This is a genomic window from Streptomyces sp. NPDC006516 (assembly GCF_040611875.1).
Lineage (GTDB): Bacteria > Actinomycetota > Actinomycetes > Streptomycetales > Streptomycetaceae > Streptomyces.
In genome coordinates, this window is the sequence record NZ_JBEXPD010000020.1 from 37,289 (window position 1) to 60,221 (window position 22,933).

The 22,933-nt window shown below is 71.1% G+C and carries 23 protein-coding genes, 1 pseudogene and 1 riboswitch; of the genes and pseudogenes, 3 read left to right on the forward strand and 21 right to left on the reverse strand.

Features of this window, described 5'->3' with window-relative positions; all coding sequences use genetic code 11:
• Nucleotides 1-8: 8 nt before the first annotated feature.
• A complete protein-coding gene (locus tag ABZY45_RS33065; RefSeq protein WP_356745960.1) occupies nucleotides 9-1,127 on the forward strand; it encodes a Rossmann fold nucleotide-binding protein in 1,119 nt (372 codons plus the stop codon).
• Nucleotides 1,128-1,308: 181 nt separating this feature from the next.
• Here the strand turns inward: ABZY45_RS33065 and ABZY45_RS33070 are convergent, their stop codons facing one another.
• The 4 genes from ABZY45_RS33070 to rlmN all read right to left on the reverse strand — a co-directional run bounded on the left by ABZY45_RS33070 (nucleotide 1,309) and on the right by rlmN (nucleotide 6,499).
• Nucleotides 1,309-2,331 carry an ABC transporter ATP-binding protein gene (locus ABZY45_RS33070; protein WP_356745961.1) on the reverse strand — a complete coding sequence of 341 codons (1,023 nt, stop codon included), beginning with the start codon at nucleotides 2,329-2,331 and terminating at the stop codon, nucleotides 1,309-1,311.
• A 2-nt stretch (nucleotides 2,332-2,333) separates the two neighbouring features.
• Complete coding sequence (locus tag ABZY45_RS33075; RefSeq protein ID WP_356746021.1) at nucleotides 2,334-3,947, reverse strand: iron ABC transporter permease; 1,614 nt, start codon at nucleotides 3,945-3,947, stop codon at nucleotides 2,334-2,336.
• Nucleotides 3,948-3,991: 44 nt separating this feature from the next.
• Nucleotides 3,992-5,086: a thiamine ABC transporter substrate-binding protein gene (locus ABZY45_RS33080; protein WP_356745962.1), complete on the reverse strand. Its 1,095-nt coding sequence runs from the start codon at nucleotides 5,084-5,086 to the stop codon at nucleotides 3,992-3,994.
• Nucleotides 5,087-5,157: 71 nt separating this feature from the next.
• A riboswitch (TPP riboswitch) is annotated at nucleotides 5,158-5,273 on the reverse strand.
• Between the two features lie 119 nt (nucleotides 5,274-5,392).
• Complete coding sequence (rlmN, locus tag ABZY45_RS33085; RefSeq protein WP_356745963.1) at nucleotides 5,393-6,499, reverse strand: 23S rRNA (adenine(2503)-C(2))-methyltransferase RlmN; 1,107 nt, start codon at nucleotides 6,497-6,499, stop codon at nucleotides 5,393-5,395.
• A gap of 237 nt (nucleotides 6,500-6,736) precedes the next feature.
• Here rlmN and ABZY45_RS33090 point away from each other — a divergent pair, with 237 nt between their 5' ends.
• Nucleotides 6,737-7,078, forward strand: a complete 342-nt coding sequence (locus ABZY45_RS33090; protein ID WP_356745964.1) for a DUF6233 domain-containing protein — start codon at nucleotides 6,737-6,739, stop codon at nucleotides 7,076-7,078.
• A 298-nt stretch (nucleotides 7,079-7,376) separates the two neighbouring features.
• On the opposite strand, the gene ABZY45_RS33095 is transcribed toward ABZY45_RS33090, so the two are convergent.
• From ABZY45_RS33095 to rpsB, 6 genes are all read right to left on the reverse strand, one after another.
• Nucleotides 7,377-7,685 (reverse strand): DUF6191 domain-containing protein, encoded by a 309-nt coding sequence (locus tag ABZY45_RS33095; RefSeq protein ID WP_356745965.1) that lies wholly within the window; start codon nucleotides 7,683-7,685, stop codon nucleotides 7,377-7,379.
• Between the two features lie 93 nt (nucleotides 7,686-7,778).
• Nucleotides 7,779-8,867 (reverse strand): phosphatidate cytidylyltransferase, encoded by a 1,089-nt coding sequence (locus tag ABZY45_RS33100; protein WP_356745966.1) that lies wholly within the window; start codon nucleotides 8,865-8,867, stop codon nucleotides 7,779-7,781.
• Nucleotides 8,867-9,424, reverse strand: a complete 558-nt coding sequence (gene frr / locus ABZY45_RS33105; protein WP_031100531.1) for a ribosome recycling factor — start codon at nucleotides 9,422-9,424, stop codon at nucleotides 8,867-8,869. The genes ABZY45_RS33100 and frr overlap by 1 nt, the downstream gene beginning before the upstream one ends.
• A gap of 115 nt (nucleotides 9,425-9,539) precedes the next feature.
• Entirely contained in the window at nucleotides 9,540-10,316 is a 777-nt protein-coding gene (gene pyrH / locus ABZY45_RS33110; RefSeq protein WP_356745967.1) for a UMP kinase, read from the reverse strand.
• Nucleotides 10,317-10,474: 158 nt separating this feature from the next.
• Complete coding sequence (gene tsf, locus ABZY45_RS33115; RefSeq protein ID WP_356745968.1) at nucleotides 10,475-11,311, reverse strand: translation elongation factor Ts; 837 nt, start codon at nucleotides 11,309-11,311, stop codon at nucleotides 10,475-10,477.
• A gap of 101 nt (nucleotides 11,312-11,412) precedes the next feature.
• Nucleotides 11,413-12,348 (reverse strand): 30S ribosomal protein S2, encoded by a 936-nt coding sequence (rpsB, locus tag ABZY45_RS33120; protein WP_356745969.1) that lies wholly within the window; start codon nucleotides 12,346-12,348, stop codon nucleotides 11,413-11,415.
• Between the two features lie 358 nt (nucleotides 12,349-12,706).
• Between rpsB and ABZY45_RS33125 the strand changes: the two are divergent.
• Nucleotides 12,707-13,396 (forward strand): annotated as a pseudogene (locus ABZY45_RS33125) (M23 family metallopeptidase); the annotation flags it as partial.
• Nucleotides 13,397-13,437: 41 nt separating this feature from the next.
• On the opposite strand, the gene ABZY45_RS33130 reads toward ABZY45_RS33125, so the two are convergent.
• The 11 genes from ABZY45_RS33130 to lepB (ABZY45_RS33180) form a co-directional block, all read right to left on the reverse strand.
• Nucleotides 13,438-13,995 (reverse strand): helix-turn-helix domain-containing protein, encoded by a 558-nt coding sequence (locus ABZY45_RS33130; protein ID WP_356746022.1) that lies wholly within the window; start codon nucleotides 13,993-13,995, stop codon nucleotides 13,438-13,440.
• A 97-nt stretch (nucleotides 13,996-14,092) separates the two neighbouring features.
• Nucleotides 14,093-14,929 carry an RNA polymerase sigma factor WhiG gene (gene whiG / locus ABZY45_RS33135; RefSeq protein WP_356745970.1) on the reverse strand — a complete coding sequence of 279 codons (837 nt, stop codon included), beginning with the start codon at nucleotides 14,927-14,929 and terminating at the stop codon, nucleotides 14,093-14,095.
• A 251-nt stretch (nucleotides 14,930-15,180) separates the two neighbouring features.
• Nucleotides 15,181-16,356, reverse strand: coding sequence for a DNA-processing protein DprA (gene dprA, locus ABZY45_RS33140; protein WP_356745971.1), 1,176 nt, complete (start codon nucleotides 16,354-16,356; stop codon nucleotides 15,181-15,183).
• On the reverse strand, nucleotides 16,353-17,975 hold the full coding sequence (locus tag ABZY45_RS33145) for an ATP-binding protein (RefSeq protein ID WP_356745972.1): 1,623 nt from the start codon (nucleotides 17,973-17,975) through the stop codon (nucleotides 16,353-16,355). The genes dprA and ABZY45_RS33145 overlap by 4 nt, the downstream gene beginning before the upstream one ends.
• Entirely contained in the window at nucleotides 17,975-18,334 is a 360-nt protein-coding gene (locus ABZY45_RS33150; protein ID WP_356745973.1) for a YraN family protein, read from the reverse strand. The genes ABZY45_RS33145 and ABZY45_RS33150 overlap by 1 nt, the downstream gene beginning before the upstream one ends.
• A gap of 258 nt (nucleotides 18,335-18,592) precedes the next feature.
• The gene (locus ABZY45_RS33155) at nucleotides 18,593-18,901 is read right to left on the reverse strand and encodes a DUF2469 domain-containing protein (protein ID WP_008745401.1); all 309 of its coding nucleotides are present in this window, start codon (nucleotides 18,899-18,901) and stop codon (nucleotides 18,593-18,595) included.
• A gap of 63 nt (nucleotides 18,902-18,964) precedes the next feature.
• Complete coding sequence (locus ABZY45_RS33160) at nucleotides 18,965-19,453, reverse strand: NUDIX hydrolase (RefSeq protein WP_356745974.1); 489 nt, start codon at nucleotides 19,451-19,453, stop codon at nucleotides 18,965-18,967.
• Nucleotides 19,443-20,222 carry a signal peptidase I gene (lepB, locus tag ABZY45_RS33165; protein ID WP_356745975.1) on the reverse strand — a complete coding sequence of 260 codons (780 nt, stop codon included), beginning with the start codon at nucleotides 20,220-20,222 and terminating at the stop codon, nucleotides 19,443-19,445. Before lepB (ABZY45_RS33165) ends, ABZY45_RS33160 begins: the two co-directional genes overlap by 11 nt.
• Before the next feature lie 50 nt (nucleotides 20,223-20,272).
• Nucleotides 20,273-21,154, reverse strand: coding sequence for a signal peptidase I (lepB, locus tag ABZY45_RS33170; RefSeq protein WP_356746023.1), 882 nt, complete (start codon nucleotides 21,152-21,154; stop codon nucleotides 20,273-20,275).
• On the reverse strand, nucleotides 21,072-22,130 hold the full coding sequence (gene lepB, locus ABZY45_RS33175; RefSeq protein ID WP_356745976.1) for a signal peptidase I: 1,059 nt from the start codon (nucleotides 22,128-22,130) through the stop codon (nucleotides 21,072-21,074). Before lepB (ABZY45_RS33175) ends, lepB (ABZY45_RS33170) begins: the two co-directional genes overlap by 83 nt.
• Complete coding sequence (lepB, locus tag ABZY45_RS33180) at nucleotides 22,123-22,893, reverse strand: signal peptidase I (protein WP_356745977.1); 771 nt, start codon at nucleotides 22,891-22,893, stop codon at nucleotides 22,123-22,125. The genes lepB (ABZY45_RS33175) and lepB (ABZY45_RS33180) overlap by 8 nt, the downstream gene beginning before the upstream one ends.
• Nucleotides 22,894-22,933 lie beyond the last annotated feature (40 nt).

The following is a 22,933-nucleotide window of genomic DNA, read 5'->3' on the forward strand; positions in this document are numbered from 1 at the left end:
ATGGCGGCGTGGAGAATCCGGACGAGAACACCTACGCACCCGGCGTCGAGATCGAGACGCTCGCCGCCTTCGACCTGGCCGTGGCGGCCGGCAGCCTGGCGGACCATCGTGTCCAGTCCGTCGATCTGACGGCCCGGACGGAGGCGCTGCTCACGACCGGGACGCGGGGCGCCGTCTTCCTCGGCTGCCGGATGGAGCCCCGCGCCGACGCGAAGATACGGGCGGACGGGGCCTTCGTCTTCCCCCCGGTGCCCGGTCTGCCCTTCGACCCGTACCGCGGTCTGCTCTACAGTCCCGAAGCCCTGTACGAGGGCCTGGCCGAGGGCGGTTACGCGGCGACGCCGGACGCACGGGCCTACGGCTGGTTCCAGCTGACCAAGGCGAACGGCGACGTGTTCGCATCGATGCTGCGGGCGCTGCACGACGACGCGGTGTCCGACGCGCTGGACGAACACCTGGCGGGGGCCCGGGTGGTGGGCGTGATGGGCGGCCACGCGATGGCCCGGGGTTCCGAGGAGTACCGCGGCGCGGCCACGCTGGGCAGGGAGCTCGCCCGCAGCGGCCTGACGGTCGCCACGGGTGGCGGGCCCGGCGCGATGGAGGCCGCCAATCTGGGCGCGTACTCCGCCCCGCACTCCGACGCGATGCTGCTCAAGGCCTGCGAACTCCTCGCTTCGGCACCTTCGTTCAGCCCGTCGGTCACCGACTGGGCGACGGCTGCCTTCGCCGTTCGGGAGCGCTGGCCGAAGGGCGGGTCCTCGGTCGCGATCCCCACCTGGTTCTACGGTCACGAGCCGCCGAACGCCTTCGCGGACCACATCGCCAAGTACTTCGCGAACGCCGTGCGCGAGGACGGGCTGCTGGCCCGCTCGACCGCCGGTGTGATCTTCCTGCCCGGAGCGGCCGGGACCGTCCAGGAGATCTTCGACAACGCGACGCCGAACTACTACGAGTCGCGTTCCGCGCCCACCCCGATGGTGCTGGTGAACCGCGCGCACTGGACGGAGAAGCTCCCCGCCTGGCCGCTGCTGCGGGCGCTCGCGGCGGACCGGGCGATGGAGGCGCGTATCGCGCTCGTCGACACGGTGGAGGAGGCGGCGGGGGCGCTCGCCCGGCTGACGGGCTGACCCGGCCGGGGGCTCAGCGGGAGGTGACCCGGTCCCTCGGCCCCGCGATGACGCGGGTGGTGTCGATGCCCTCGCGGGGTGACCCGGCCATGTCCCTGTTCCTCTCCGGCGCCCTCGTCCGGAGGACCGGCTCCGTGCGGGGGCGCCACCCGGGCCGTGGCGGCCCGCGCGGGGACCTCCTTCAGGCCGGCGGCAGGACCACGGTCTCGGCCGGGTCGAAGGTCACGCCCACGACCGTCCCCTCCTCCGGGGTGTCGCGCAGGGCGCACTCCGCCTCCAGGGGAGGCCCGTCGCCGGGGTGGAGGGTGACGGCGACGTGGTGGCCGCGGAAGGTGCGGACGCCCACCGTGCAGCGGAGTCCGTCCTTCGGGCCGCCGAGCCGCACACCGCCCGGCCGCACGAGCAGCTCGTGCTCCCCCTGGGGCGAGCCCTCGGGTACCGGCACCTTGCCCCAGGGGGTGTCGGCGGCCGTTCCCGTCACCGTCGCCCCCACCACGTTGTCGAAGCCGAGGAAACGGGCGACGAAGGCCGACGCGGGGCGCTGCCAGACCTCCAGGGGGGTGCCCGCCTGGGCGATGCGGCCGTCCCGCATGACGACGACCCGGTCGGCCAGCGCGAAGGCCTCTCCCTGGTCATGGGTGACGGCGAGCACCGTCGTGCCCAGCCGGGCGAAGAGGGAGCGCAGTTCGACGACGAGCCGTTCGCGCAGACTCCGGTCCAGCTGGCCGAGCGGTTCGTCCAGCATCAGCAGCTTCGGGCGCGGGGCCAGCGCGCGTGCCAGCGCCACCCGCTGCTGTTCACCGCCGGACAGGGCGGCGACGGCCCGCCGGCCCGCCCCTGGCAGGCCCACGAGGTCGAGGAGCTGGCCGACCCTGCGGTCGCGCTCGGCGCGGGAGACGCCGTGCATCCGCAGCCCGAAGGCGACGTTGGCGCCGACGTCCCGGTGCGGGAACAACTGGTGGTCCTGGAACATCAGCCCCAGCCCGCGCCGGTGCACGGGCAGCGGGGCCTGGTCGACGCCGTCGACGAGGACCCGCCCGCCGTCCAGGTGCTGCAGTCCGGCGACCGCCCGCAGCAACGTCGACTTGCCGCTGCCGCTCGGCCCCAGCACACAGACGATCTCGTGGTCCGCGACCTCCAGGTCGACCGCGTCGAGCGCGGTCCGCCCGCCGAACCGGACCGTGGCCGACTCCACTGCCAGCATCTCTAGAACTCCCCGGATCGGTCGGTGCGGATACGTTCGAGCAGGAGCAGCGACACCGCGCAGACGAGCATCAGAATCGTGCTGAGGGCCATCGCCTGGCCGTAGTTGAGCTCCCCGGAGCGGCCGAGCAGCCTGGCGACGGCGACCGGGAGCGTCGGGTTGTCGGGGCGGGCGATGAAGACGGTCGCGCCGAACTCCCCGAGCGACACGGCGAAGGCGAAGCCGGCCGCCACCAGGAGCGCGCGGCGCATCAGCGGCAGGTCCACCTCGCGCCAGGCCCGGAGCGGCGAGGCGCCGAGCACCGAGGCGGCCTCCCGCAGCCGTTCGTCGACCGCGCGCAGGACGGGCAGCATGGTCCGTACGACGAAGGGCACGCCCACCAGGGCCTGTGCGAGCGGGACGAGGATCCATGACGTACGCAGGTCGAGCGGCGGCTCGTCGAGCGTGATCAGGAAGCCGAAGCCGACGGTGACCGCCGAGACGCCGAGCGGGAGCATCAGAAGGGCGTCGAAGCCCCGCACGAGCCGGCCCGCGCGTCTCGTGAGGGCCGCCGCGGCGAGGCCGCCGATCAGGAGGGCGATGAGCGTCGCGACCAGGGCGTAGCGCAGGGAGTTCCCGATGGCGTCGATCGGTGGCACGAGGAAGGTGGAGCCGCCGGCGTCGGCCGATCCCAGCGCGCGGTAGAAGCCGAAGCCGTAGCCCCCGGAGGTGTCGAGGGAGCGTTCGACGAGTACACCGAGGGGCAGCACGACGAGGAGCAGCACGGTCAGCAGTACGCCGCCGAGCAGCGCCCGCTGCCCGGCGCCCCGGGGCGGCCTGGAGGTCTGGGCGGGGTCGACGAGCCTCAGCGCCGTCTCCCGGCGCCGCACGGTCCAGGCGTGCACGGCGAGGATGCCGGCGACCGCCGCGAACTGCACCAGCGTCAGCACGGCGGCGGTCGGCAGATCGAGCAGCTGCGCGGTCTGGCGGTAGATCTCCACCTCCAGCGTGGAGTACGCCGGGCCGCCGAGGATCTGGACGACTCCGAAGGAGGTGAAGGTGAACAGGAAGACCATCACCGCGGCACCGGCCACGGCGGGGGCCAGCGCGGGCAGCGTCACCCGCCGCCAGGCGGCGAACCGTCCGGCGCCGAGCACCCGGGCCGCCTCCTCCTGGCGGGGGTCGAGCTGCGACCACAGGCCGCCGACGGTGCGGACGACGACGGCGTAGTTGAAGAACACGTGGGCGAGCAGGATCGCCCACACCGTCGTGTCGAGCCGGACGCCCCAGAGCTCGTCGAGGAATCCGCCGCGCCCCAGCAGGGCCAGGAACGCCGTACCGACGACGACGGTCGGCAGCACGAACGGCACGGTCACCACGGCGCGCAGCAGCTGTTTGCCGGGGAAGTCGAGCCGGGCGAAGACGTAGGCGCCCGGCAGCGCGATCAGCAGGGTGAGCGCGGTCGAGGCGAGCGCCTGCCAGGTGGTGAACCAGAGGACGTCCAGGATGTCCGGCCGGCTCAGCACCGTACCGATCCGGCCGAACTGCCAGACGCCGTCCGCCCTCAGCCCCCGGCCGACGATCGCGACGACCGGGTAGGCGAAGAACAGCGCGAAGAACGCGACGGGCAGGGCCATCAGCCCGAGCCGCACCGCGTTCCCCCTCCTGGAGGGCCGCGCGACTACTTCACGACGAGCGAGGACCACGACTGGACCCACTGCTCACGGTTCTTGGCGATCTTCTCCGGTGCCACGGTCGCGGGCTGCTCGACGGTCGCACCGAACTTCGTGAAGAGCTCCGGCAGCTTCGCGTCCTTCACCACCGGGTTCACGAACATGTTGAGGGGCATGTCCTCCTGGAACCGCTTGCTGATCAGGAAGTCCAGCAGCGCCTTGCCGCCGGCCTCGTTCTTCGCGCCGTCCAGCAGTCCGGCGAACTCGATCTGGCGGAAGCAGGTGCCGGTGGCGACACCGGTCGGGGCCTCGGTGGGCTGCGGCTCGGCGTACAGCACCTCGACCGGCGGGCTGGAGGCGTACGACACGACGAGGGGCCGGTCGGCCTTGGCCTTCTTGCCGCCGGCCGAACCGGAGAACTCCTCGTTGTACGCCTGCTCCCAGCCGTCGACGACCTTGACGCCGTTGCTCTTCAGCTTCTTCCAGTAGTCCTGGTAGCCGGTCTCGCCGTAGGTGCCCACCGTGCCGAGCAGGAAGCCGAGGCCCGGTGAGGAGGTCGCGGCGTTCTCGGTGACGAGGAGGTTCTTGTACGCAGGCTTCAGGAGGTCGTCGAAGGAGTTCGGCGGGTCGAGCTTCTTGTCGGCGAAGTACTTCTTGTCGTAGTTCACGCAGATGTCGCCGGTGTCCACGGGCGTCACCCGGTGCTCCTTCGCGTCCAGCTGGGTGGCGGACGCGACACGTTCGAGGCCCTTCGCCTCGTACGGCGTGAACAGGCCGTTGTCCAGGGCGCGGGAGAGCAGCGTGTTGTCGGCGCCGAAGAACACGTCGCCCCGGGGGGATCCCTTGGTCAGGATCTCCTGGTTGAGCGCGGCTCCGGCGTCACCGCTCTTGAGCACCTTGACCGTGTAGCCGGTCTCCTTCGTGAACGCCTTCAGGACGGCGTCCGAGGCGTTGAACGAGTCGTGGCTGACCAGGGTGACGGTCTTGGAGCCCTTCGACGACCCGGTGGCGCCGGACTCGTCGTCGCCGCCGCAGCCCGCGAGCACGGAGACGCCGAGCGCGGCGGCGAGCGCCGTCGCGGCGTACCTCGTGGTGGTGTTCATGTGATTCCTCCTGGAAGTGACCAGGAAGAGACGCGGCCCCGCCCGCTCGGCGAGCGGGCAGGGCGCAACAGCTTGAGTAAGGTCCGAACTTCCTACCCGGAATGACCCGGGCGAGGTTCAGAGGGTCTGCGGCCTACCTGTTCCGGTGCCGCACTCTCAGCGCTGTGGCGCTCCCCTGTCGGAATATGAAGTTGATTTCCGGACCAGGCTACACCGGCCGGATCTTGCCGTACCGGCCGCCCGACCGGTGCCCGGCCGGAGGGACCGCGCGCCGAGCGGCCATCGGGCGGCCCGTCCGGTCCGTCCTCAGCGCTCCGAGGCCGCCAGCTGGCCGCAGGCGCCGTCGATCTCCTGGCCGCGGGTGTCCCGGACGGTGACGGGCACACCGTGGCGCGCGATGGCCTCGACGAACGCCTTCTCGTCCTCGGGGCGCGAGGCGGTCCACTTGGACCCCGGAGTCGGGTTCAGCGGGATCAGGTTGACGTGCACCCGCTTGCCCTTGAGCAGCCGGCCCAGCAGGTCGCCCCGCCACGCCTGGTCGTTGATGTCCCGGATCAGCGCGTACTCGATGGAGATGCGGCGGCCCGACTTCTCCGCGTACTCCCACGCCGCGTGCAGGACCTCCCGGACCTTCCAGCGGGTGTTGACGGGGACGAGGGTGTCGCGCAGCTCGTCGTCCGGGGCGTGCAGCGAGACCGCGAGGCGGCACTTGAAGCCCTCGTCGGCGAAGCGGAGCATGGCCGGCACGAGGCCCACGGTGGAGACGGTGATCCCGCGCTGCGAGAGTCCCAGCCCGTCGGGCTCCGGATCCGTCAGCCGGCGGATCGCCCCGACGACGCGCTTGTAGTTGGCCAGCGGCTCGCCCATGCCCATGAAGACGATGTTGGACAGCCGGGCGGGCCCGCCCGGGACCTCCCCGTCACGCAGCGCCCGCATGCCGTCCACGATCTGGTGCACGATCTCGGCGGTCGACAGGTTGCGGTCGAGACCCGCCTGCCCCGTCGCGCAGAACGGGCAGTTCATGCCGCAGCCCGCCTGGGACGAGATGCACATGGTCACCCGGTCCGGATAGCGCATGAGCACGGACTCGACGAGCGTGCCGTCGTGCAGCTTCCAGAGCGTCTTACGGGTGGTGTCGTCGTCGCAGCTGATGTGGCGCACGACCGACATCAGGTCGGGGAACATCGCCTCGGCGAGCTTGTCCCGGGACGCGGCGGGGATGTTGGTCCACTCGGCCGGGTCATGGGCGTACCGCGTGAAGTAGTGCTGCGACAACTGCTTGGCGCGGAAGGGCTTCTCGCCGGTCGCGGCGACTGCCTCCTTGCGCTCGTCGGGCGTGAGGTCGGCGAGGTGCCGCGGGGGCTTCTTGGCTCCGCGGGGCGCGACGAAAGTGAGTTCTCCGGGCTTAGGCATGGTTCATCCAGTGTTACAGACACGCCGAGGTCGCAGAAACCTTCGCCTGCTCGGAAGGGGGCGGGGATCGGCGTACCGGTCGCCGTCGGCGGCCGTCACGCGACGTCGGCGCCCCTTCGACGGCCCCGATACGCCCCGGGGCGGCGCTCGGGCCGTGACCGATCGCACGGCGGGCAGGAGGTGCGCGCGCGGACCCACAGACCTCTCGCAGACCCACTGCGCCTTAGAATCGAATACGTGTCCGAAAACCTTTCCCGTCTGGATCGCCTGCGGATCGTACGCGAGTGGCAGGCGTATCAACTCGGCCGAACCGATCGGACCATCGCCGACCTGGAAAGGCGTGAGGCCGCGGCGGCCCGGGCCGCGCGCACCGCGCCACCGCCTCCGCCGTCCTGGAAGCTGTCCGTACTGCGCGTGGGGGCCGGGAGCCGGTCCGACGCGGTGCACACGGGCGACTGCGGTATGGGCGGGGGCAGCACACGGCCGATGACGCGCGAGCAGGCCCTGCGCGCCCTGACGGAGGACGGCATCCCGGCCTGCCCGTACTGCCGGCCGGACCGGGACCTCGGGGTGCTGTGACCATGGGGTTCGATGGCCCTCCCCCGTCTGCCCGGTACGCCCACGGGTCGGGGTTCGCGGGGGCCGATGAGTTTCCCGGCGGACTCAGGTCCTGACCCATTCGGCGGGTGTGCCGGCCGTGCCACGGCACATCGGCCCTGCCGATCTCACCGACTGGCCGCGGGTCTGCGACGCGATCGCCGGGGCGGAGCCGCGGTGGCGGCCGGGGACGAGGACCACGGCTCGCGGACATCACCGCGGCCCGGATCGGCCCACCGGCCTGAGTCCCGGCACCGGCGGCCGGGCGGGTCGCGGCGCGCTACGGAAGCCGGACGACCGCCGTACCGCGCGCCAGGTCCACCGTGGTGCGGTTCGGGGGCGCGCCGTCCGCCTCGTCGTCCCGCATCAGCAGGGCCGACTGCCGCTCCTTGAGTTCGCTCTGCTTCCCGGGCGAGAAGCTCGCGTGGAGCTGCTCGAAGCCGGTGGCCGAGATCTGGCCCTGCCGGGCACTGTTACGCCACGGCAGGACGCCCGCACGGCCCGCGCGCATCAGGAACTGATCGACGAAGGCCAGGAGCGTCAGGACGACCACCAGTCCCGGCAGAGTCATGAAGACCGCGAATGCCATGCACGTAGTATCCGCGCCCGCACTCGGCCCGTGAACGCCGCTGGGGCCGTCGCTCCTGGCGACGGCCCCACACGGAACACTTCCGGCGTGGTCTCAGCCGGCCCCGACGAACAGCACCAGCAGCAGCCACACCACCGGCGCGCTCGGCAGCAGCGAGTCCAGCCGGTCCATGATGCCGCCGTGACCGGGCAGCAGCGTGCCCATGTCCTTGATCCCCAGGTCCCGCTTGATCATGGACTCGCCGAGGTCACCCAGGGTCGCACTGGCGGCGACCGCGAGGCCCATCAGCAGCCCCTGCCACCAGCTTCCGCCGTCGATCAGGAACTCCATGCACAGGGCACCGGCCACCATCGCGAAGCCGACCGCGCCGAACAGGCCCTCACGGGTCTTTCCGGGGCTGATGCGCGGCGCAAGCTTGTGCGTACCGAAGCGCCACCCGACGGCGTACGCGCCGGTGTCGCTGACCACGGTCAGCAGCAGGAAGGTCAGGACCCGCCACGGACCGTCGTCCGCGGTGAGCATCATGCTGACGAAAGTGGCCAGGAACGGGACGTAGAAGACGGCGAAGACACCCGCCGTGACGTCCTTGAGGTAGCCCTCGGGAGGCTCCGTCATCCGCCACACCAGCACGGCGAGGGCGGTGAGGGCCATGGCGACCCAGGCGCCCTCGGCCTCCCGTACGTATCCGGCGACCACCATCGCGGCGCCGCCCACGGCGAGCGGCACCAAGGGGGCGTTGATGCCCTTGCGCTCCTTGAGGCGGGACGTGAGCTCCCACAGCCCGACGACCACGGCCAGCGCGACCACACCGACGAAGACGGCCTTCACGACGAAGAGGGAGCCGGCGACGAGCGCACCGAGACCCAGCCCCACCCCTATGGCCGCACGCAGGTCGCGCCCCGCACGCTTCTTGGGCGGCGTGGGGGGCGGCAGCGGGGTGGACATGGGCTCCTGCGGCTTCTCGTCACGGAACAGGGGGCCGCTGACGCGCGCGGCGTCCCCGTTCCGGTCGTCGCGGTCGTCAGCGTCTCTACCTGCGTCGGGAACGTCCGGCACGATGGGCATGGGCCGAGTCTGCTGGGCGCCGTGCACATCGTATGCAGGACCCGCCGGAGCGGCCCCCATCTCGGGCGCGCCCCAGTAACCGGCTCCCTGCGGGGCGCCCCAGGAGGAGTCGTTCATCAGACTTCGAGCAGCTCGGCTTCCTTGTGCTTGAGCAGCTCGTCCACCTGCGCGACGTACTTCGCGGTGGTGTCGTCGAGCTCCTTCTCCGCGCGGCGGACCTCGTCCTCGCCGGACTCCTTGTCCTTGACGAGCTTGTCGAGCGACTCCTTGGCCTTGCGGCGGATGGAGCGGATCGAGATCTTGGAGTCCTCGGCCTTGGTCTTCGCGACCTTGATGTACTCCTTGCGGCGGTCCTGCGTGAGCTCGGGGAACGTCACACGGATGATGTTGCCGTCGTTGCTCGGGTTGACGCCGAGGTCGGAGTCACGGATCGCCTGCTCGATGTTGCGCAGCGCGGTCTTGTCGAACGGGGTCACCACAGCCATCCGCGGCTCGGGGACCGAGAACGAGGCCAGCTGGTTGATCGGGGTCAGCGCGCCGTAGTAGTCCGCGACGATCTTGTTGAACATCGCCGGGTGCGCACGGCCGGTACGGATGGCGGCGAAGTCTTCTTTCGCGACCACGACGGCCTTCTCCATCTTCTCCTCGGCCTCGAGGAGGATTTCTTCGATCACCACGTGCTCCTGCGTGTCTTGAGCGGACCCGGCATCGCCGGGTCCTGCGGATCCTGCGTCGCGTCCTCACCTGCACGGTGTCCGACCGGCAGGCCGTTGTCCATCTTCTGGGCCGTCAGGCCCGGGTGCTCTCGTCGCTCACCAGCGTGCCGATCTTCTCACCCTTGACCGCGCGGGCGATATTGCCCTCCGCGGTCAGCTCGAAGACGAGGATCGGGAGCTGGTTGTCGCGGCACAGCGTGATGGCGGTGGCGTCGGCGACCTTGAGGTCGCGGGCGATCACCTCGCCGTACTCCAGGGCGTCGAACTTCACCGCGTCCGGGTTGGTCTTGGGGTCGGAGTCGTAGACCCCGTCCACCCCGTTCTTCCCCATCAGCAGCGCCTGGGCGTCGATCTCCAGGGCTCGCTGGGCGGCGGTCGTGTCGGTGGAGAAGTACGGCATGCCCATGCCGGCGCCGAAGATCACGACGCGTCCCTTCTCCAGGTGCCGCACGGCACGGAGCGGGATGTACGGCTCAGCGACCTGGCCCATGGTGATGGCGGTCTGGACGCGTGAGTCGATTCCTTCCTTCTCCAGGAAGTCCTGCAGCGCCAGGCAGTTCATGACCGTGCCGAGCATGCCCATGTAGTCGGACCGCGCCCGGTCCATGCCGCGCTGCTGGAGCTCGGCGCCACGGAAGAAGTTGCCGCCGCCGATGACGATCGCGATCTCCGCGCCGTCGCGCACGACCGCGGCGATCTCGCGGGCGATGGCGTGCACGACGTCGGGGTCGACACCGAGGCCTCCCCCACCGGCGAAGGCCTCGCCGGACAGCTTCAGCATGAAGCGTCCGGAAATCTTGCCGTCGTCGCGCTTGTGGTCACCGTGTGTGGCGTCCGCGCCCTTGTTCATGGAGATTCTCCTCGTGCACATACGAAGAAGGCCATTGCCGGTGGGGCTGTCGTCCCTGAGCGGCAATGGCCTCCTCGTCAGATCTGCGGTCGTCCGGCTGGGTGCGGCCGACGACTGCACCAGACCCTATCGGGGTCCACCGTTGTTCGCGGACGGACTCAGATGCCGACCTTGATGCGCGTGAAGCGCTTCAGGCTGACACCGGCCTCGTCCAGGACCTTCTGGACCGACTTCTTGTTGTCCAGCGCGTACGGCTGGCCGAGGAGGGTGGCCTCCTTGAAGAAGCCGTTGACGCGACCCTCGACGATCTTCGGGAGCGCGGCCTCGGGCTTGCCCTCGGCACGCGTGGTCTCCTCGGCGACGCGGCGCTCGGCCTCGACGACCTCGGCGGGGACGTCCTCGCGGGACAGGTACTTCGGGGCGAAGGCGGCGATGTGCTGCGCGAGGCCCTTGGCCAGCTCGGCGTCGGCCTTGTCCAGCTCGACCATGACACCGATCTGCGGCGGCAGGTCGGGCATCGTGCGGTGCATGTACACGGAGACGAAGGCACCCGTGAACTGCGCGAAGCGGTCCAGGACGATCTTCTCGCCGAGGTTGGCGTTGGCCTCGTCCACGTACGCCTGGACGGTCTTGCCGGGCTCGATCTCCGAGGCGAGCAGCGCCTCGATGTCGGCCGGGGAGGTCGCGGCGACGTGCGCGGCCAGCGCGTTGGCGACGGCCTGGAACTTGTCACCCTTGGCGACGAAGTCCGTCTCGCACTTCAGCTCGACCAGCACGCCGGACGTCTTGTCCTCGGAGAGGAGGGAGACGACGGCGCCGTTCTCGGCCGAACGGCCCTCGCGCTTGGCGACGCCCTTCTGGCCCTTGATACGGAGGGCCTCGACCGCGCCGTCGACGTTGCCGTCGGCCTCGTCGAGCGCCTTCTTGCAGTCCATCATGCCGGCGCCGGTGAGCTCGCGGAGCTTCTTGACGTCAGCGGCGGTGTAGTTCGCCATGAGTCTGTTTCTCTCTCGAAGTCTGAAAGATCTACGGGTGAACGGCGGGGGCGGTGCCTGCGCACCGGCCCCCGCCGTCATTCAGCCGTGACTGACGGGTGTCAGGCCTGCTCGCCGTCGGCGGCCGGGGCCTCGGCGGCGGGCGCCTCAGCGGCGGCGGGGGCCTCGGCCTCGGCCTGCTCCTGAGCGGCGGCGGCCGGCTCGGCGTCGGCGGCCTTCTCGGTCTCGGCGGAGGACTGGACCTCCGCGTCGTCCTTCTTCTCGCCCGCGAGCAGGTCGCGCTCCCACTCGGCGAGGGGCTCGCCGGCGGCCTTCTCGCCCGGCTTCGAGTCACCGGTGGCGGCACCGGAACGGGCGATGAGGCCCTCGGCGACGGCGTCGGCGATCACGCGGGTGAGCAGGGTGACGGAGCGGATCGCGTCGTCGTTGCCCGGGATCTTGTAGTCGACCTCGTCGGGGTCACAGTTGGTGTCGAGGATCGCGACGACCGGGATGTGGAGCTTGCGCGCCTCACCGACGGCGATGTGCTCCTTCTTGGTGTCGACGATCCAGACGGCGCTCGGCACCTTCTGCATCTCGCGGATACCACCGAGGGTCTTCTCCAGCTTGGCCTTCTCGCGGGAGAGGACCAGGAGCTCCTTCTTGGTGAGGCCGGAGGCGGCCACGTCCTCGAAGTCGATGAGCTCGAGCTCCTTCAGACGCTGAAGGCGCTTGTAGACGGTGGAGAAGTTGGTGAGCATGCCACCGAGCCAACGCTGGTTGACGTACGGCATGCCGACGCGCGTCGCCTGCTCGGCGATGGCCTCCTGGGCCTGCTTCTTCGTACCCACGAACATGATGGAGCCGCCGTGGGCGACGGTCTCCTTGACGAACTCGTAGGCGCGGTCGATGTACGACAGCGACTGGAGCAGGTCGATGATGTAGATGCCGTTGCGCTCGGTGAAGATGAAGCGCTTCATCTTCGGGTTCCAGCGACGGGTCTGGTGACCGAAGTGGACGCCGCTTTCCAGCAGCTCCCGCATCGTGACGACGGCCATGGCCGTACTCCTTGAGGTGCTCGGTTGTCGCGACAGCAGGATTGCTGCCGCGCCTGACGCCCCGACGCGCCGTGCCACGAGGGACCGAGAGGCGCGGCCACCGTCCGCAGAGAGGGAGGTGGAGGGGCGTGCGAAGTCGACCCGGTGACCCGGATCGCCAGAAGAAGTGTACGGGACCCGCCGGGTGCCGGGTGACGGCGATGTCCACAAGCGGCCGGCTGTCCACAGATCCGGGCCATGATCCCCACGGAACGGACGGCCGGGAGATCGTGACGCCATGCCCCGTACACCTGGAACACGGCTGTCCCGGCCACCGTCCTTCCGCATCGCCCTGCCCTCGGCGCCACTCGCGCGCGCCGTGGCCGCCGCGCTGCCGACCGCGCTGCTGACGTTGCTGCCGGCGTCGTTGCCGGCGTCGTCGCCCGCGGTGCGGCCCGCCCCCTGGGCAGGGGCCTCGCAGCCCACCGCCTGGTCCGCCTCCCGGGAGTCCACCGACCGGGACGCGGCTTCGGGGCCCAGAACCGAGGCCGGGACACGGGCGTCCACCGATCGGGACGCGGCCTCGGGGCCCGGGGCCAGGGCGGGGGCGCGGGGGCCCGGCGGTGACCGTGTCTGGCCGCTCGCGGGCCGGCCGCTGGTCGTGCGGGGATGGGAGCCGCCCGCGGGGCCCTACGGGCCGGGCCACCGCGGCGTGGATCTCGCCGCCCCACCGGGCACCCCGGTACGGGCGGCTGCCGCGGGCCGGGTCGCCTTCGCGGGCCAGGTGGCGGGGCGCGGGGTGCTCTCGGTCGACGTGGCCGGGAGCGGTGAGCCCCCGCTGCGCTTCACGTACGAGCCGGTGCGGACGCGTGTCACCAGGGGCGAGACGGTGGCCGCGGGGCAGCTGGTGGGAGTGGCCGGCCCTGAGCCGTCCCACTGCGCCTCCGGCTGTCTGCACTGGGGGCTGCGCCGGGGCGGCGTCTACCTGGACCCGCTGTCGATGCTTCCGCCCTCACAGCTGCGGCGGGGCCCCTCCAGGCTGCTGCCGGTGCTGGGCGTGCCGTTGCCGGACACGGGGGGCCCGTCACCGGAGACGGGGAGCTCGACCGCTCAGCCGCGTACGCCGCGCAGGATCATGGCCACGGCCGTGTCGGCCACGGTGCCGGGATCCTCCGCCGCGCCCAGCTCGATCCTGCGCACCGCGGCGTCCACGGAACCCTGCAGCAGCATGGCGGCGAGTCTCGGCTCGGTGTGGCCCAGGTCGGCCAGCGCCTCGACGATCATGGCGATCAGGCCGCCGTGCGCGGCGCGGATCTTCTCGCGCGCGCCCGCGTCCAGCTCGCTCGCGGAGATCGCCACGACGGCCCGGTGCCGGCGGTCGCCGACCAGGTCGAGCTGCCGGCGCACATAGGCCTCGATCTTCGCCTCGGGTGTGGCGGCGCGCTCCATGGCGTTCTCCACCTCGGCCGCCCAGACGGGGAAGTCGACGGCGCAGAGTTCCTCGACCACGGCGGCCCGGGAGCGGAAGTACTCGTAGACGGAGGACCTGGCGAGGCCGGTGCGCTCGGCAAGGGCGGGGAAGGTCAGCGCTTCCGTGCCGCCCTCGGACAGCAGGGAGCGCGCGGCGTCCAGGAGGGCGCCGCGCTGCATGGTCCGGTGCTCGGCCACGGAGGCCGCTCGAATCCTGGGCACCCGTCCACTCTACGGCGGGGCCCGCCCGAAGGGGGGTGCGCGTCCGCCACGAGGTGGCCGAAGCGGCTCCGGCTCAGCGGCCGGCGTCGGCCAGCTTCGCGCGGAGCTGGAGCACCGACTTGGTGTGGATCTGGCTGACCCTGCTCTCCGTGACTCCGAGGACGTTGCCGATCTCGGCCAGGGTGAGGCCTTCGTAGTAGTACAGGGTGACCACGGTCTTCTCCCGCTCGGGGAGCGTGTTGATGGCGCGGGCGAGCAACCGTCTGAGCTCGCGGTCCTCGGCGACCTCGACCGGGTCGTCCGCCGCCGTGTCCTCCAGAGTGTCCATCAGGCTCAGCCGGTCACCGCCCTCGCCGCCCACGTGCAGCAACTCCTCCAGTGCCACCACGTTGGCGAGCGACAACTGGCTGAAAACCGCGTGCAGTTCCTCCAGGGCGATACCCATCTCCGCGGCGACCTCGGACTCCGACGGTGTACGCCGCAACTGGGCCTCGAGCGTGGCGTAGGCGCGCTCGACGTTGCGCGCCTTCTGCCGCACGGACCTGGGAATCCAGTCCAGGGCCCGGAGTTCGTCGATCATCGCGCCGCGGATCCTGGTGATCGCGTACGTCTCGAACTTGATGGCGCGCTCGATGTCGAACTTCTCGATCGCGTCGATCAGCCCGAACACTCCGGAGGACACGAAGTCCGCCTGTTCCACGTTGGACGGCAGCCCCACGCTGACCCGCCCGGCGACGTACTTCACCAGGGGCGAGTAGTGCAGGATCAGCTGCTCCCGCAGCCGCTCGTCACCGGTGGACTTGTACGAACGCCACAACTCGTCGAGCGAGGAGGGGGCGGGAGGGCGCACAGTGCCACGCGCAGCCGGTGGTACTGCCGCGCGGTCAGACCCGGAGGTGTGCTGGGGCATGTGGTGCCTTGAGCCGTTCTGCCGTGACGTGCTGGGGACGTGTCTCTGGGGCGGATTCCTTGTGAGCGTAGCGTGACTGAGGTGTTGCGGTGCGCGCAGGACAAGGGAACCGTGCGGTGCGATTGCGTTCCATTTCCCCCGCCGCCGGAGACGGCCCGACGGCGGGACCGTCACCGCGCGCACCGGCCCCAGGGGCCTGTAGAGGTACTGCCGAGGTCATCGGCATCACCTTTTCACCCGAATGCTCCGGGTCAAGTAACGCCTCGCCGCGCGTCGCCATTGCATGTCCGTGCGGACGTCAACCTCCATCCGTCGCCTTGGCGTTCGACGAACCCCAGTGAGTGAAGTTCGTACAGGTGCCCGAGTGCTTCGTCCGTGGACGTCCCGGCGCTCCGGGCGATGTCGCGGCCGTCCATGACGCCCTTGCCCGGCAGGGCGTCCAGCACCCGGGCGGAGACGGCGTCGAGGTGGTCCCTGGGCAGGACGGGCCCACGCCTGACCGGGGCGAGGTCACCGATCTCCCCCACGAGTTCGACGATCTCGGCGGCGTCGGTCACCAGGACGCCCTCGCCGCGCAGGAGTTCATGCACCCCGGACGACAGACCGCTGGTCGCGGGGCCGGGCACACCCATCGTGAAGCGGCCCAGCTGCTGTGCGTTCCTGGCGGTGACCAGCGAACCGCTGCGGTACTCGGCCTCCACGACGACGGTCCCCCTGGTCAGTGCGGCGATGACCCTGTTGCGGAGGATGAATCTGCTACGGGTGGGATGACCGGAGGGCGGCAGTTCCCCCATGACCAGGCCCTGTTCCGCGATACGCCCGATCAGCTCGGCGTGGCCCCGGGGATAGGCCACGTCCACTCCGCAGGCCAGCACGGCCATGGTCGCCCCACCGGCCGCGAGCGCCCCCCGGTGGGCGGCGCCGTCCACGCCGAACGCCGCACCGGAGACGACCACCCAGCCCAGCTCGGCCAGTCCGGCGCCGAGGGTCGCCGCCATGTGCGCCCCGTAGGGCGTGCAGGCCCGGGCGCCGACGAGCGCCACGGAGCGCAGCGCCCACAGGCGCAGATCGCATCTGCCGCGTACCCAGAGTCCGATGGGTCGCGCGTCTCCCAGGTCGTCGAGCTGGCTCGGCCACTCCAGGTCACCGGGGCAGACGAACCGTCCCCCGATCGCCGCCGTGTCGGCGAGGTCCTTGCGGGGATCGACGTCCGATGCCCGTAAGCGGTAACCGGCGAGCCGGGTCTCCGTCATCCCGGCGAGCGCCTGCGCCGGTCCGTCGTCCGTGCCGCTGAGCCTCCGCACCAGCTCGACGGCGCCGACCTCGCGGAGCCAGCGCCCGCCCCGCTCGTCGCCGGGCTCGAAGACCCGGGTCAGGGCGGCTCGCGCCAGCCGCTCGCGCTCGTCGACGGCGGGCGCGCCGTTCATGAGGCACCGGCCCGCATCGGCACCCCGCGCTGGATGCCGGTGCGCAGCTCCAGGGCCACCGCGATGTCCGAGGCGTCCGGCCGCTCGGCGGCCCTCAGATCGGCCACGGTCCAGGCCACCCGCAGGACGCGGTCGAGCCCACGGGCTGTGAGGATGCCCCGCTCCATGTCCCGCTCGGCGGCCATGAGCGCACCGGGCGCCGCGACCAGCCTCGTCCGCAGCTCATGTCCCGGCACTTCGCTGTTGGTCGCCCAGGGAGTGCCCGTGAGACGCGCGGCGGCCCGCTCCCTGGCCTCCGCCACCCGGGCGGCGACGGCGGCCGAGGGCTCCCCGCGCCCGCCGTTCCCCATCAGATCCGCCCGGCCGACCGGCTCGACCTCGACCCGTAGATCGACCCGGTCGAGCAGGGGGCCCGACAGTCGCGACTGGTAGCGGCGCACCAGGGAGGGCGGGCATTCACAGCCGGCGCCCGCCAGGGTGTGCCTGCCGCAGGGGCAGGGATTCGCGGCCAGGACCATGAGGAACCGCGCGGGCAGCCGCACGACCCCGGCCGCGCGCGCGACCACCACGTGCCCGGACTCCAGGGGCTGACGCAGCGCGTCGAGGGCCCGCACGGAGAACTCGGGGGCCTCGTCCAGGAAGAGCACGCCCCGGTGCGCCAGGCTCACCGCGCCCGGCCGCGGCAGGCCGTTCCCCCCGCCCACGAGCGACTGCATCGTCGCCGAGTGGTGCGGTGCGCAGTACGGTGCCGTGCCGATCAGTGGTTCGCCCGGGGGGAGGATGCCCGCGACCGAGTGCACCGCCGTCACTTCGAGGGATTCCTGCCGGGTGAGCGGCGGCAGGATCGCCGTGAGCCGCTCGGCCAGCATGGTCTTCCCGGCGCCGGGCGGCCCGGAGAGCAGCAGATGGTGTCCGCCCGCCGCGGCCACCTCCAGCGCCTTGCGCGCCCGGCCCTGGCCGGCGACGTCCGACAGGTCGGGGGGACGTCCCGTGCCGTCGGCCGCATGCGGGGCCAGGCCCGTGCCGATGCCCGCTCCCGGCACCATCAGGCCGCTCAGCATCGTGTCGGGACGGCTCCGGTCGGCAACGGGCTCGTCGGGCACCGGTTCGTCGCCGAGGACGGCGATCAGCTGGCGCAGACTGCGCACGCCGAGCACCGAGACTCCCGGGACCAGGGCCGCCTCCCCTGCCGTCTGCTCCGGAACCACGACGTGGCGGTACCCCGCCTCCGCCGCCGCGAGCACCGCTGGCAGCACCCCGCGCACGGGACGCACCCGGCCGTCCAGCCCCAGCTCTCCGATCATCACCACGTCGGCGATGGCCGCGGGGTCGATCCGCTCCGCGGCGCCCAGCACCGCACACGCCACCGCGAGGTCGAAGCCCGATCCGCCTTTGGGAACGGACGCGGGCGACAGGCCCACGGTGAGCTTCTTCTGCGGCCACTCCGCGCCGGAATTGACGACCGCCGCCCTCACCCGGTCGCGGCTCTCCACCAGGCTCTTGTCCGGGAGGCCGACGAGCGCGAACGCCGCGACGCCCGGTTCCAGATCGGCCTGGACCTCCACCACCACACCCTCGACGCCGACCAGCGCCACCGAGCACGCCCGCGCGAACCCCATCAGGCCACGCCCCGCACGTGCTCGGCGACCGGGGCGCCCCGCCTGGGCAGGATCACGCCGACCAGATCGATCCGGACCCCGCCCGGCGGAGGACCACCGTGCCGGGAGAGCCAGATCTCGGCGAGCCTGCGCAGCCGGTCGGCCTTGGCCGGTGTGACGGCCTCCATCGGATGTTCGAAGAAGCCCGCCCTCCGGGCCTTCACCTCGCAGATGACCACCGCGTCGCCGTCCCTGGCGACGATGTCGATCTCTCCTGCGCGACAGCGCCAGTTGCGCTCCAGGACGGTCATTCCGGCTTCGCTCAGCAGCCGCGCCGCCAGATCCTCGCCGTACCGCCCGAGTGCCCCCTGTGCGTTCATGTCGGCACCACCTCCGGCACCGACTCTGACGCGCCCCGCCGGATCTTTTGGATCTTGGTGGACAACCTTGGCGATGTGAATATCCCGGCCACTCGTACGAGTGAAATATGTCGATACGAGTGGACCGGGATACCGGTACATGGACCGGCACGGGCACGGGCGGAGCACGGGCGGAGCACCGGGATGGGGGCGGCGCACCGGCACGCGGACCCCCACGCGGGAGCCCGCGCGCTCAGCCGGGCGACCGAGCCGTGCGAATCAGCCGCCCGGAAGCTCCAGGTCGGTCTTGTTGAGCTCCTCGATGTTCACGTCCTTGAACGTCAACACTCGGACCTGCTTGACGAACCGCGCCGGTCTGTACATGTCCCAGACCCAGGCGTCCGCCATGGAAACCTCGAAAAAGACCTCACCCTGGACCGAGTGCACCTGCATCTCGTAGTCGTTGGTGAGGTAGAAACGCCGTTCGGTCTCGATCACATATTTGAACAGACCGACGACATCGCGGTACTCCCGGTAGAGCTTCAGCTCCATCTCGGTCTCGTACTTCTCGAGGTCCTCGGCGCTCATGGCATGTTCCCCTTCAGCCGTGCGTCCCCCCATTGTGCGTCAGCCTCACGCACCCCTGGCCGATTACACGATTTCGGGGGCGAGAACCAGCGGAACACTCGGGGGACCCTCGTCGAGCAGCGTGCGCAGCAGCCCGGCGAGCTTGGTCGGATACACCGTCTCACGCGTGGCGAGAAGTTCGGCGGACGTCCACCACCTCAGACCGGCGATGCTGCGCAGCTCCAGCTCGGTCAGGCCCTTCTGGTCCGTGACGGTCTGCGACGTACGCCCCAGGAAGTACCACTCGTCCTGGTCCCAGCGCCGCCCGTCGAAGGGGAAGGAGCAAATCCTCGTCCACAGCAGCGGCCCGAGTGAGACGTCCGTGATCCCCGTCTCCTCCGCCAGCTCGCGCAGTGCGGCCTGCTCTCTGGTCTCGTCTCCCTCCAGGCCACCGCCCGGGGTGAACCACCAGCTCTCGGCCGGATCCTCCGGCTCGAAACCGTGCAGCAGCAGGATCCTGTCGTCCGGGTCCAGGAGCACCACACGGGCGACCTTCCGGGTCTCAGTGAGCACCGGTGGACACCCCGTGCCGCTCGGTCCGGCGGGCGGACCTCCGCGCCGCGATCGGGCCGTAGGCCGCTCCCCCCAGGATGAGCACCACGCCCACCACGAGGCATGTGAGCTGGAGCCGCAGCGGGCCGGTCGACGAGATCCCACCGGGCAGAGCGGCGAAGGCCTCGGGCCGGTCGATCATGCCGTTCAGGGGCCATGCCACCGCGTCCACTCGCGCCTGGACGGCGCTGCGCGGCACCGAGCCCTGCCCCGGGTCCTCCAGATGGACGCGGGAGTCCATGGAGGTGTTGCGCTCGTCCCCCAGGAGGAAGAGCTGTCCCTCGGGCACCTCGGCCGTGAAGTTCTGGGGTGAGGCGGGGCCCTTCCCGTCAGGACCGCCGAGCGAGGAGGCGCCCTCCGCCCGCAGATACGGTTCGTCGACGGGCTTGCCGTTGACGGTGAGCCGGCCGTCCTTGCCGCAGCAGGCCACCTTGTCACCCCCCACGCCGACGACGCGCTTCACCATGGGCACATCACCCCAGGTCGAGTCGGTGAAGACGACCACGTCGCCCCGCCGCACGTCGTCGCCGTCCACCCGCTCCGCGAGCACCCGGTCCCCCGCGTTCACCGTCGGGGTCATCGACCCGGTCGGCACGGTGTACGGCTTGTACACCACCGCTCCCCAGGCGAAGGCGCCGAGGAAGAGCACACAGCCGACGGCCACGGCCAGGTTCGACAGCACACTGCCGAGCCGGCCGCGGCCGTCGTCCCTACGTCCTGTTCCACTCATCCCAGCGCTCCCCCATCGGAGATCGACAATCGCTGATCCGAGTCGGCACCCTACCCGGCGGTACGCCCATGGGTCAGCCTGCGGCGACGCCAGAACACGAGGGGCAGTGCGCCGGCTACACCCAGTGCTCCCGGCACCGCGGCGGCGGCAGCCGCGTTGAGGCCTGGCTGGTCGAAGGTGCTCGGCACCGGCAGGGTCGCCCAGCGGTTGACGGGCCACGCGATGACGACGGCTCGTCCGACGACCTCGTCCGTGGACACCGTGCCCTGGCCGGGCAGCTCCTGGTGGTAGCGGGAGTCCAGCGAGTTCTGGCGGTGGTCGCCCATCACCCAGATCCGGCCCTCGGGCACGTGGATCGGCCCGAACGGCTCGTCGTCGCAGGCGCTGTTGCCCTCGAAGATGAAGGACTTGTCGTCCAGCGCCTTGCCGTTGACCGTGACCGGCCCGTTCTTCTTGCACTCGACGGTGTCACCGCCGACCGCGATGACCCGCTTGATCAGGTCCTTCTCCTCGGCCGACGGCATCAGCCCGATGAAGCTCAGGAACTTCTGCACCGCGTTCGGCTCGGGCGTCGCGGTGTCCTCCAGCCAGCCGCCCGGGTCGTGGAAGACCACGACCTCGCCGCGCTCCGGCTCCGAACCGAACCACGGGGTCAGCTTGTCCACCAGCACCCGGTCACCACGCTGCAGCGTGTTCTGCATGGAGTCCGAGGGGATCGAGAACGCCTGCACCAGGAACGTCTTGATCAGCAGCGCGAGGATGAGCGCGATACCGATGAGGAGCGGCAGTTCCTTCCAGAACGAGCGCGGCTTCTTCACCGCCGTACTGCCTCCGTCCGTGGATTCGCCGTCACTCCCCGCACCCACCGGGTCCCCGCCGCCCGTCGGACGGTCCTCGGGTTCGTCGTGTCCGGATCGTGCGCCGACCGCCAAATCCCCCACATCCACTCCTCACTCCGTGCCACCGCCCACGCCGGATCCGGCGCAGGCCCACCACTCCCATAACGAGCGGGAGTTCCGCAGGGGTCGGGAGCAGGACCATTCCGTTGCGATCCTGGGAGGACACACTATTCGACGGGCCCGGCGCGGCCGTCGTCCCGGCGCGCCCGTCCGGGACCGAGGCGTACGTCCCTGGCTCCTCCAGCCTGCGCCAGTGGGCGAAGGGCCAGGCGATCACGACGGCCCGTCCCACGACCTCGTCCTCCGAGACCGTGCCCTGTCCAGGCTTGTCGAGATGGAAACGCGAGTCAGCGGAATTCGAGCGGTGATCGCCCATCACGAAGATCCGGCCCTCCGGAACCTTTACCTCGAATTTGAGGGTGGACGGCACGTCTCCGGGGTTCAGATACGGCTCGTCGAGGGCGACGCCGTTGACCGTGAGCCTCCCGTCGGTGCCGCAGCACTTCACGGTGTCGCCTCCGACGGCCACCACTCGCTTGATCAGGTCCTGCTCGTCGGCCGAGGGCAGCAGCCCTATGAAGGTCAGTAGCTCCTTGACCTGCTTGACGCCCGCGGGCGGTTCCTCGGGCTCGGCGGTCTCCTGCTGGAGCCAGCCGCCGGGGTCCTTGAAGACGACGACGTCGCCGCGCTGCGGCTTCGAGCCGAACCACGGGGTCAGCTTGTCCACCAGCACCCGGTCACCGATCCGGATGGTCTGTTCCATCGACCCGGAGGGGATCACGAAGGCCTGGACCAGGAAGGTCTTGAGCACCAGGGCGATGATCAGGGCCACGAGGACGAGAAGGGGTATCTCCTTGATCGCGGACCTGCGCCTGCGGCGTCTGACCTTGCGGGCCAGCTTGCGGCGCTCCGCCCGTGTCGGCAGCGAACGGCCGGTGGCGGGCCTGGACCCGGTGGGCAGCGGCGGGTCCGCATCCGGTGCTCCCCGTTTACGCCCCCGGTTACCCATGGTCCGCGCCCGCCGGCCGTACGCCCGCGAACGCGCCGGTCCCCTCCAGCGAGCCGAGCCTGCCGAGCGGCCAGCCGAGCCAGTCCACCCGCCCGATCACCCGGTCGACCGGGACCATGCCGCCTCCCGGCTGCCCGAGGTGGTCCCGGGAGTCCCGGGAGTTGCTGCGGTGGTCGCCCATCATCCACAGGGTGCCCTGGGGCACCACGATGTCGAAGGCGACGGCGGACGGCCGGTCTCCCGGGTGCAGGTACTCCTCGTCCACCGGAGCGCCGTTCACCTCGAGCCTCCCCCGCTTGTCGCAGCAGACCACCCGGTCGCCCCCCACGCCCACCACCCGCTTCACGAAGTCGGACCCCGCGGGCTCGACCAGCCCGAGGGACGCCGCCGCCCCGCGCACGAGCGCGCCGAGGGCGTTCTCTCCGGACGTCTCCCGCACGAAGGATCCGGTGCCGTCGAAGACCACCACGTCGCCGCGTTGCGGCTCCGAGCCGAAACGGTACGCCAGCTTGTTGACGAGGACCCGGTCCCCGACCCTCAGCGTGGGCTCCATCGAGCCGCTGGGGATGAGGAAGGGCTGCAGCACGAAGGCGCTGAAGAGCAACAGGACCGTCGTGCAGAGCATGCCCAGAAAAGCGGTCCGCCCCCAGGACATCGACGCGACCCGCGAGTCCCGGACATGCGTGAAGCGCGACCCCTCCTCAGGCCCGTCTGCGGGGCCGGAGGAACGATCGCGCTCCATGTGCTGTGATTCCGTGTCCATCGGGGCCGAATCCTATCCGGCCACGCTGTGGACGCCGGAG

What these genes read in the sequence shown, in the direction of transcription:
- dprA (WP_356745971.1), bottom strand. Translation starts at nt 16,356, where the DNA reads ATGAACGGCGCGCCCGCCGTCGACGAGCGCGAGCGGCTGGCGCGAGCC.
- lepB (WP_356745977.1), bottom strand. Translation starts at nt 22,893, where the DNA reads ATGGACACGGAATCACAGCACATGGAGCGCGATCGTTCCTCCGGCCCC.
- ABZY45_RS33145 (WP_356745972.1), bottom strand. Translation starts at nt 17,975, where the DNA reads ATGGGGTTCGCGCGGGCGTGCTCGGTGGCGCTGGTCGGCGTCGAGGGT.
- rlmN (WP_356745963.1), bottom strand. Translation starts at nt 6,499, where the DNA reads ATGCCTAAGCCCGGAGAACTCACTTTCGTCGCGCCCCGCGGAGCCAAG.
- lepB (WP_356745976.1), bottom strand. Translation starts at nt 22,130, where the DNA reads ATGGGTAACCGGGGGCGTAAACGGGGAGCACCGGATGCGGACCCGCCG.
- pyrH (WP_356745967.1), bottom strand. Translation starts at nt 10,316, where the DNA reads ATGAACAAGGGCGCGGACGCCACACACGGTGACCACAAGCGCGACGAC.
- ABZY45_RS33100 (WP_356745966.1), bottom strand. Translation starts at nt 8,867, where the DNA reads ATGAACGACTCCTCCTGGGGCGCCCCGCAGGGAGCCGGTTACTGGGGC.
- ABZY45_RS33155 (WP_008745401.1), bottom strand. Translation starts at nt 18,901, where the DNA reads ATGAGCGCCGAGGACCTCGAGAAGTACGAGACCGAGATGGAGCTGAAG.
- ABZY45_RS33080 (WP_356745962.1), bottom strand. Translation starts at nt 5,086, where the DNA reads ATGAACACCACCACGAGGTACGCCGCGACGGCGCTCGCCGCCGCGCTC.
- tsf (WP_356745968.1), bottom strand. Translation starts at nt 11,311, where the DNA reads ATGGCGAACTACACCGCCGCTGACGTCAAGAAGCTCCGCGAGCTCACC.
- lepB (WP_356745975.1), bottom strand. Translation starts at nt 20,222, where the DNA reads ATGAGTGGAACAGGACGTAGGGACGACGGCCGCGGCCGGCTCGGCAGT.
- ABZY45_RS33095 (WP_356745965.1), bottom strand. Translation starts at nt 7,685, where the DNA reads ATGGCATTCGCGGTCTTCATGACTCTGCCGGGACTGGTGGTCGTCCTG.
- ABZY45_RS33075 (WP_356746021.1), bottom strand. Translation starts at nt 3,947, where the DNA reads ATGGCCCTGCCCGTCGCGTTCTTCGCGCTGTTCTTCGCCTACCCGGTC.
- ABZY45_RS33070 (WP_356745961.1), bottom strand. Translation starts at nt 2,331, where the DNA reads ATGCTGGCAGTGGAGTCGGCCACGGTCCGGTTCGGCGGGCGGACCGCG.
- whiG (WP_356745970.1), bottom strand. Translation starts at nt 14,929, where the DNA reads ATGCCCCAGCACACCTCCGGGTCTGACCGCGCGGCAGTACCACCGGCT.
- rpsB (WP_356745969.1), bottom strand. Translation starts at nt 12,348, where the DNA reads ATGGCCGTCGTCACGATGCGGGAGCTGCTGGAAAGCGGCGTCCACTTC.
- ABZY45_RS33150 (WP_356745973.1), bottom strand. Translation starts at nt 18,334, where the DNA reads ATGAACGCACAGGGGGCACTCGGGCGGTACGGCGAGGATCTGGCGGCG.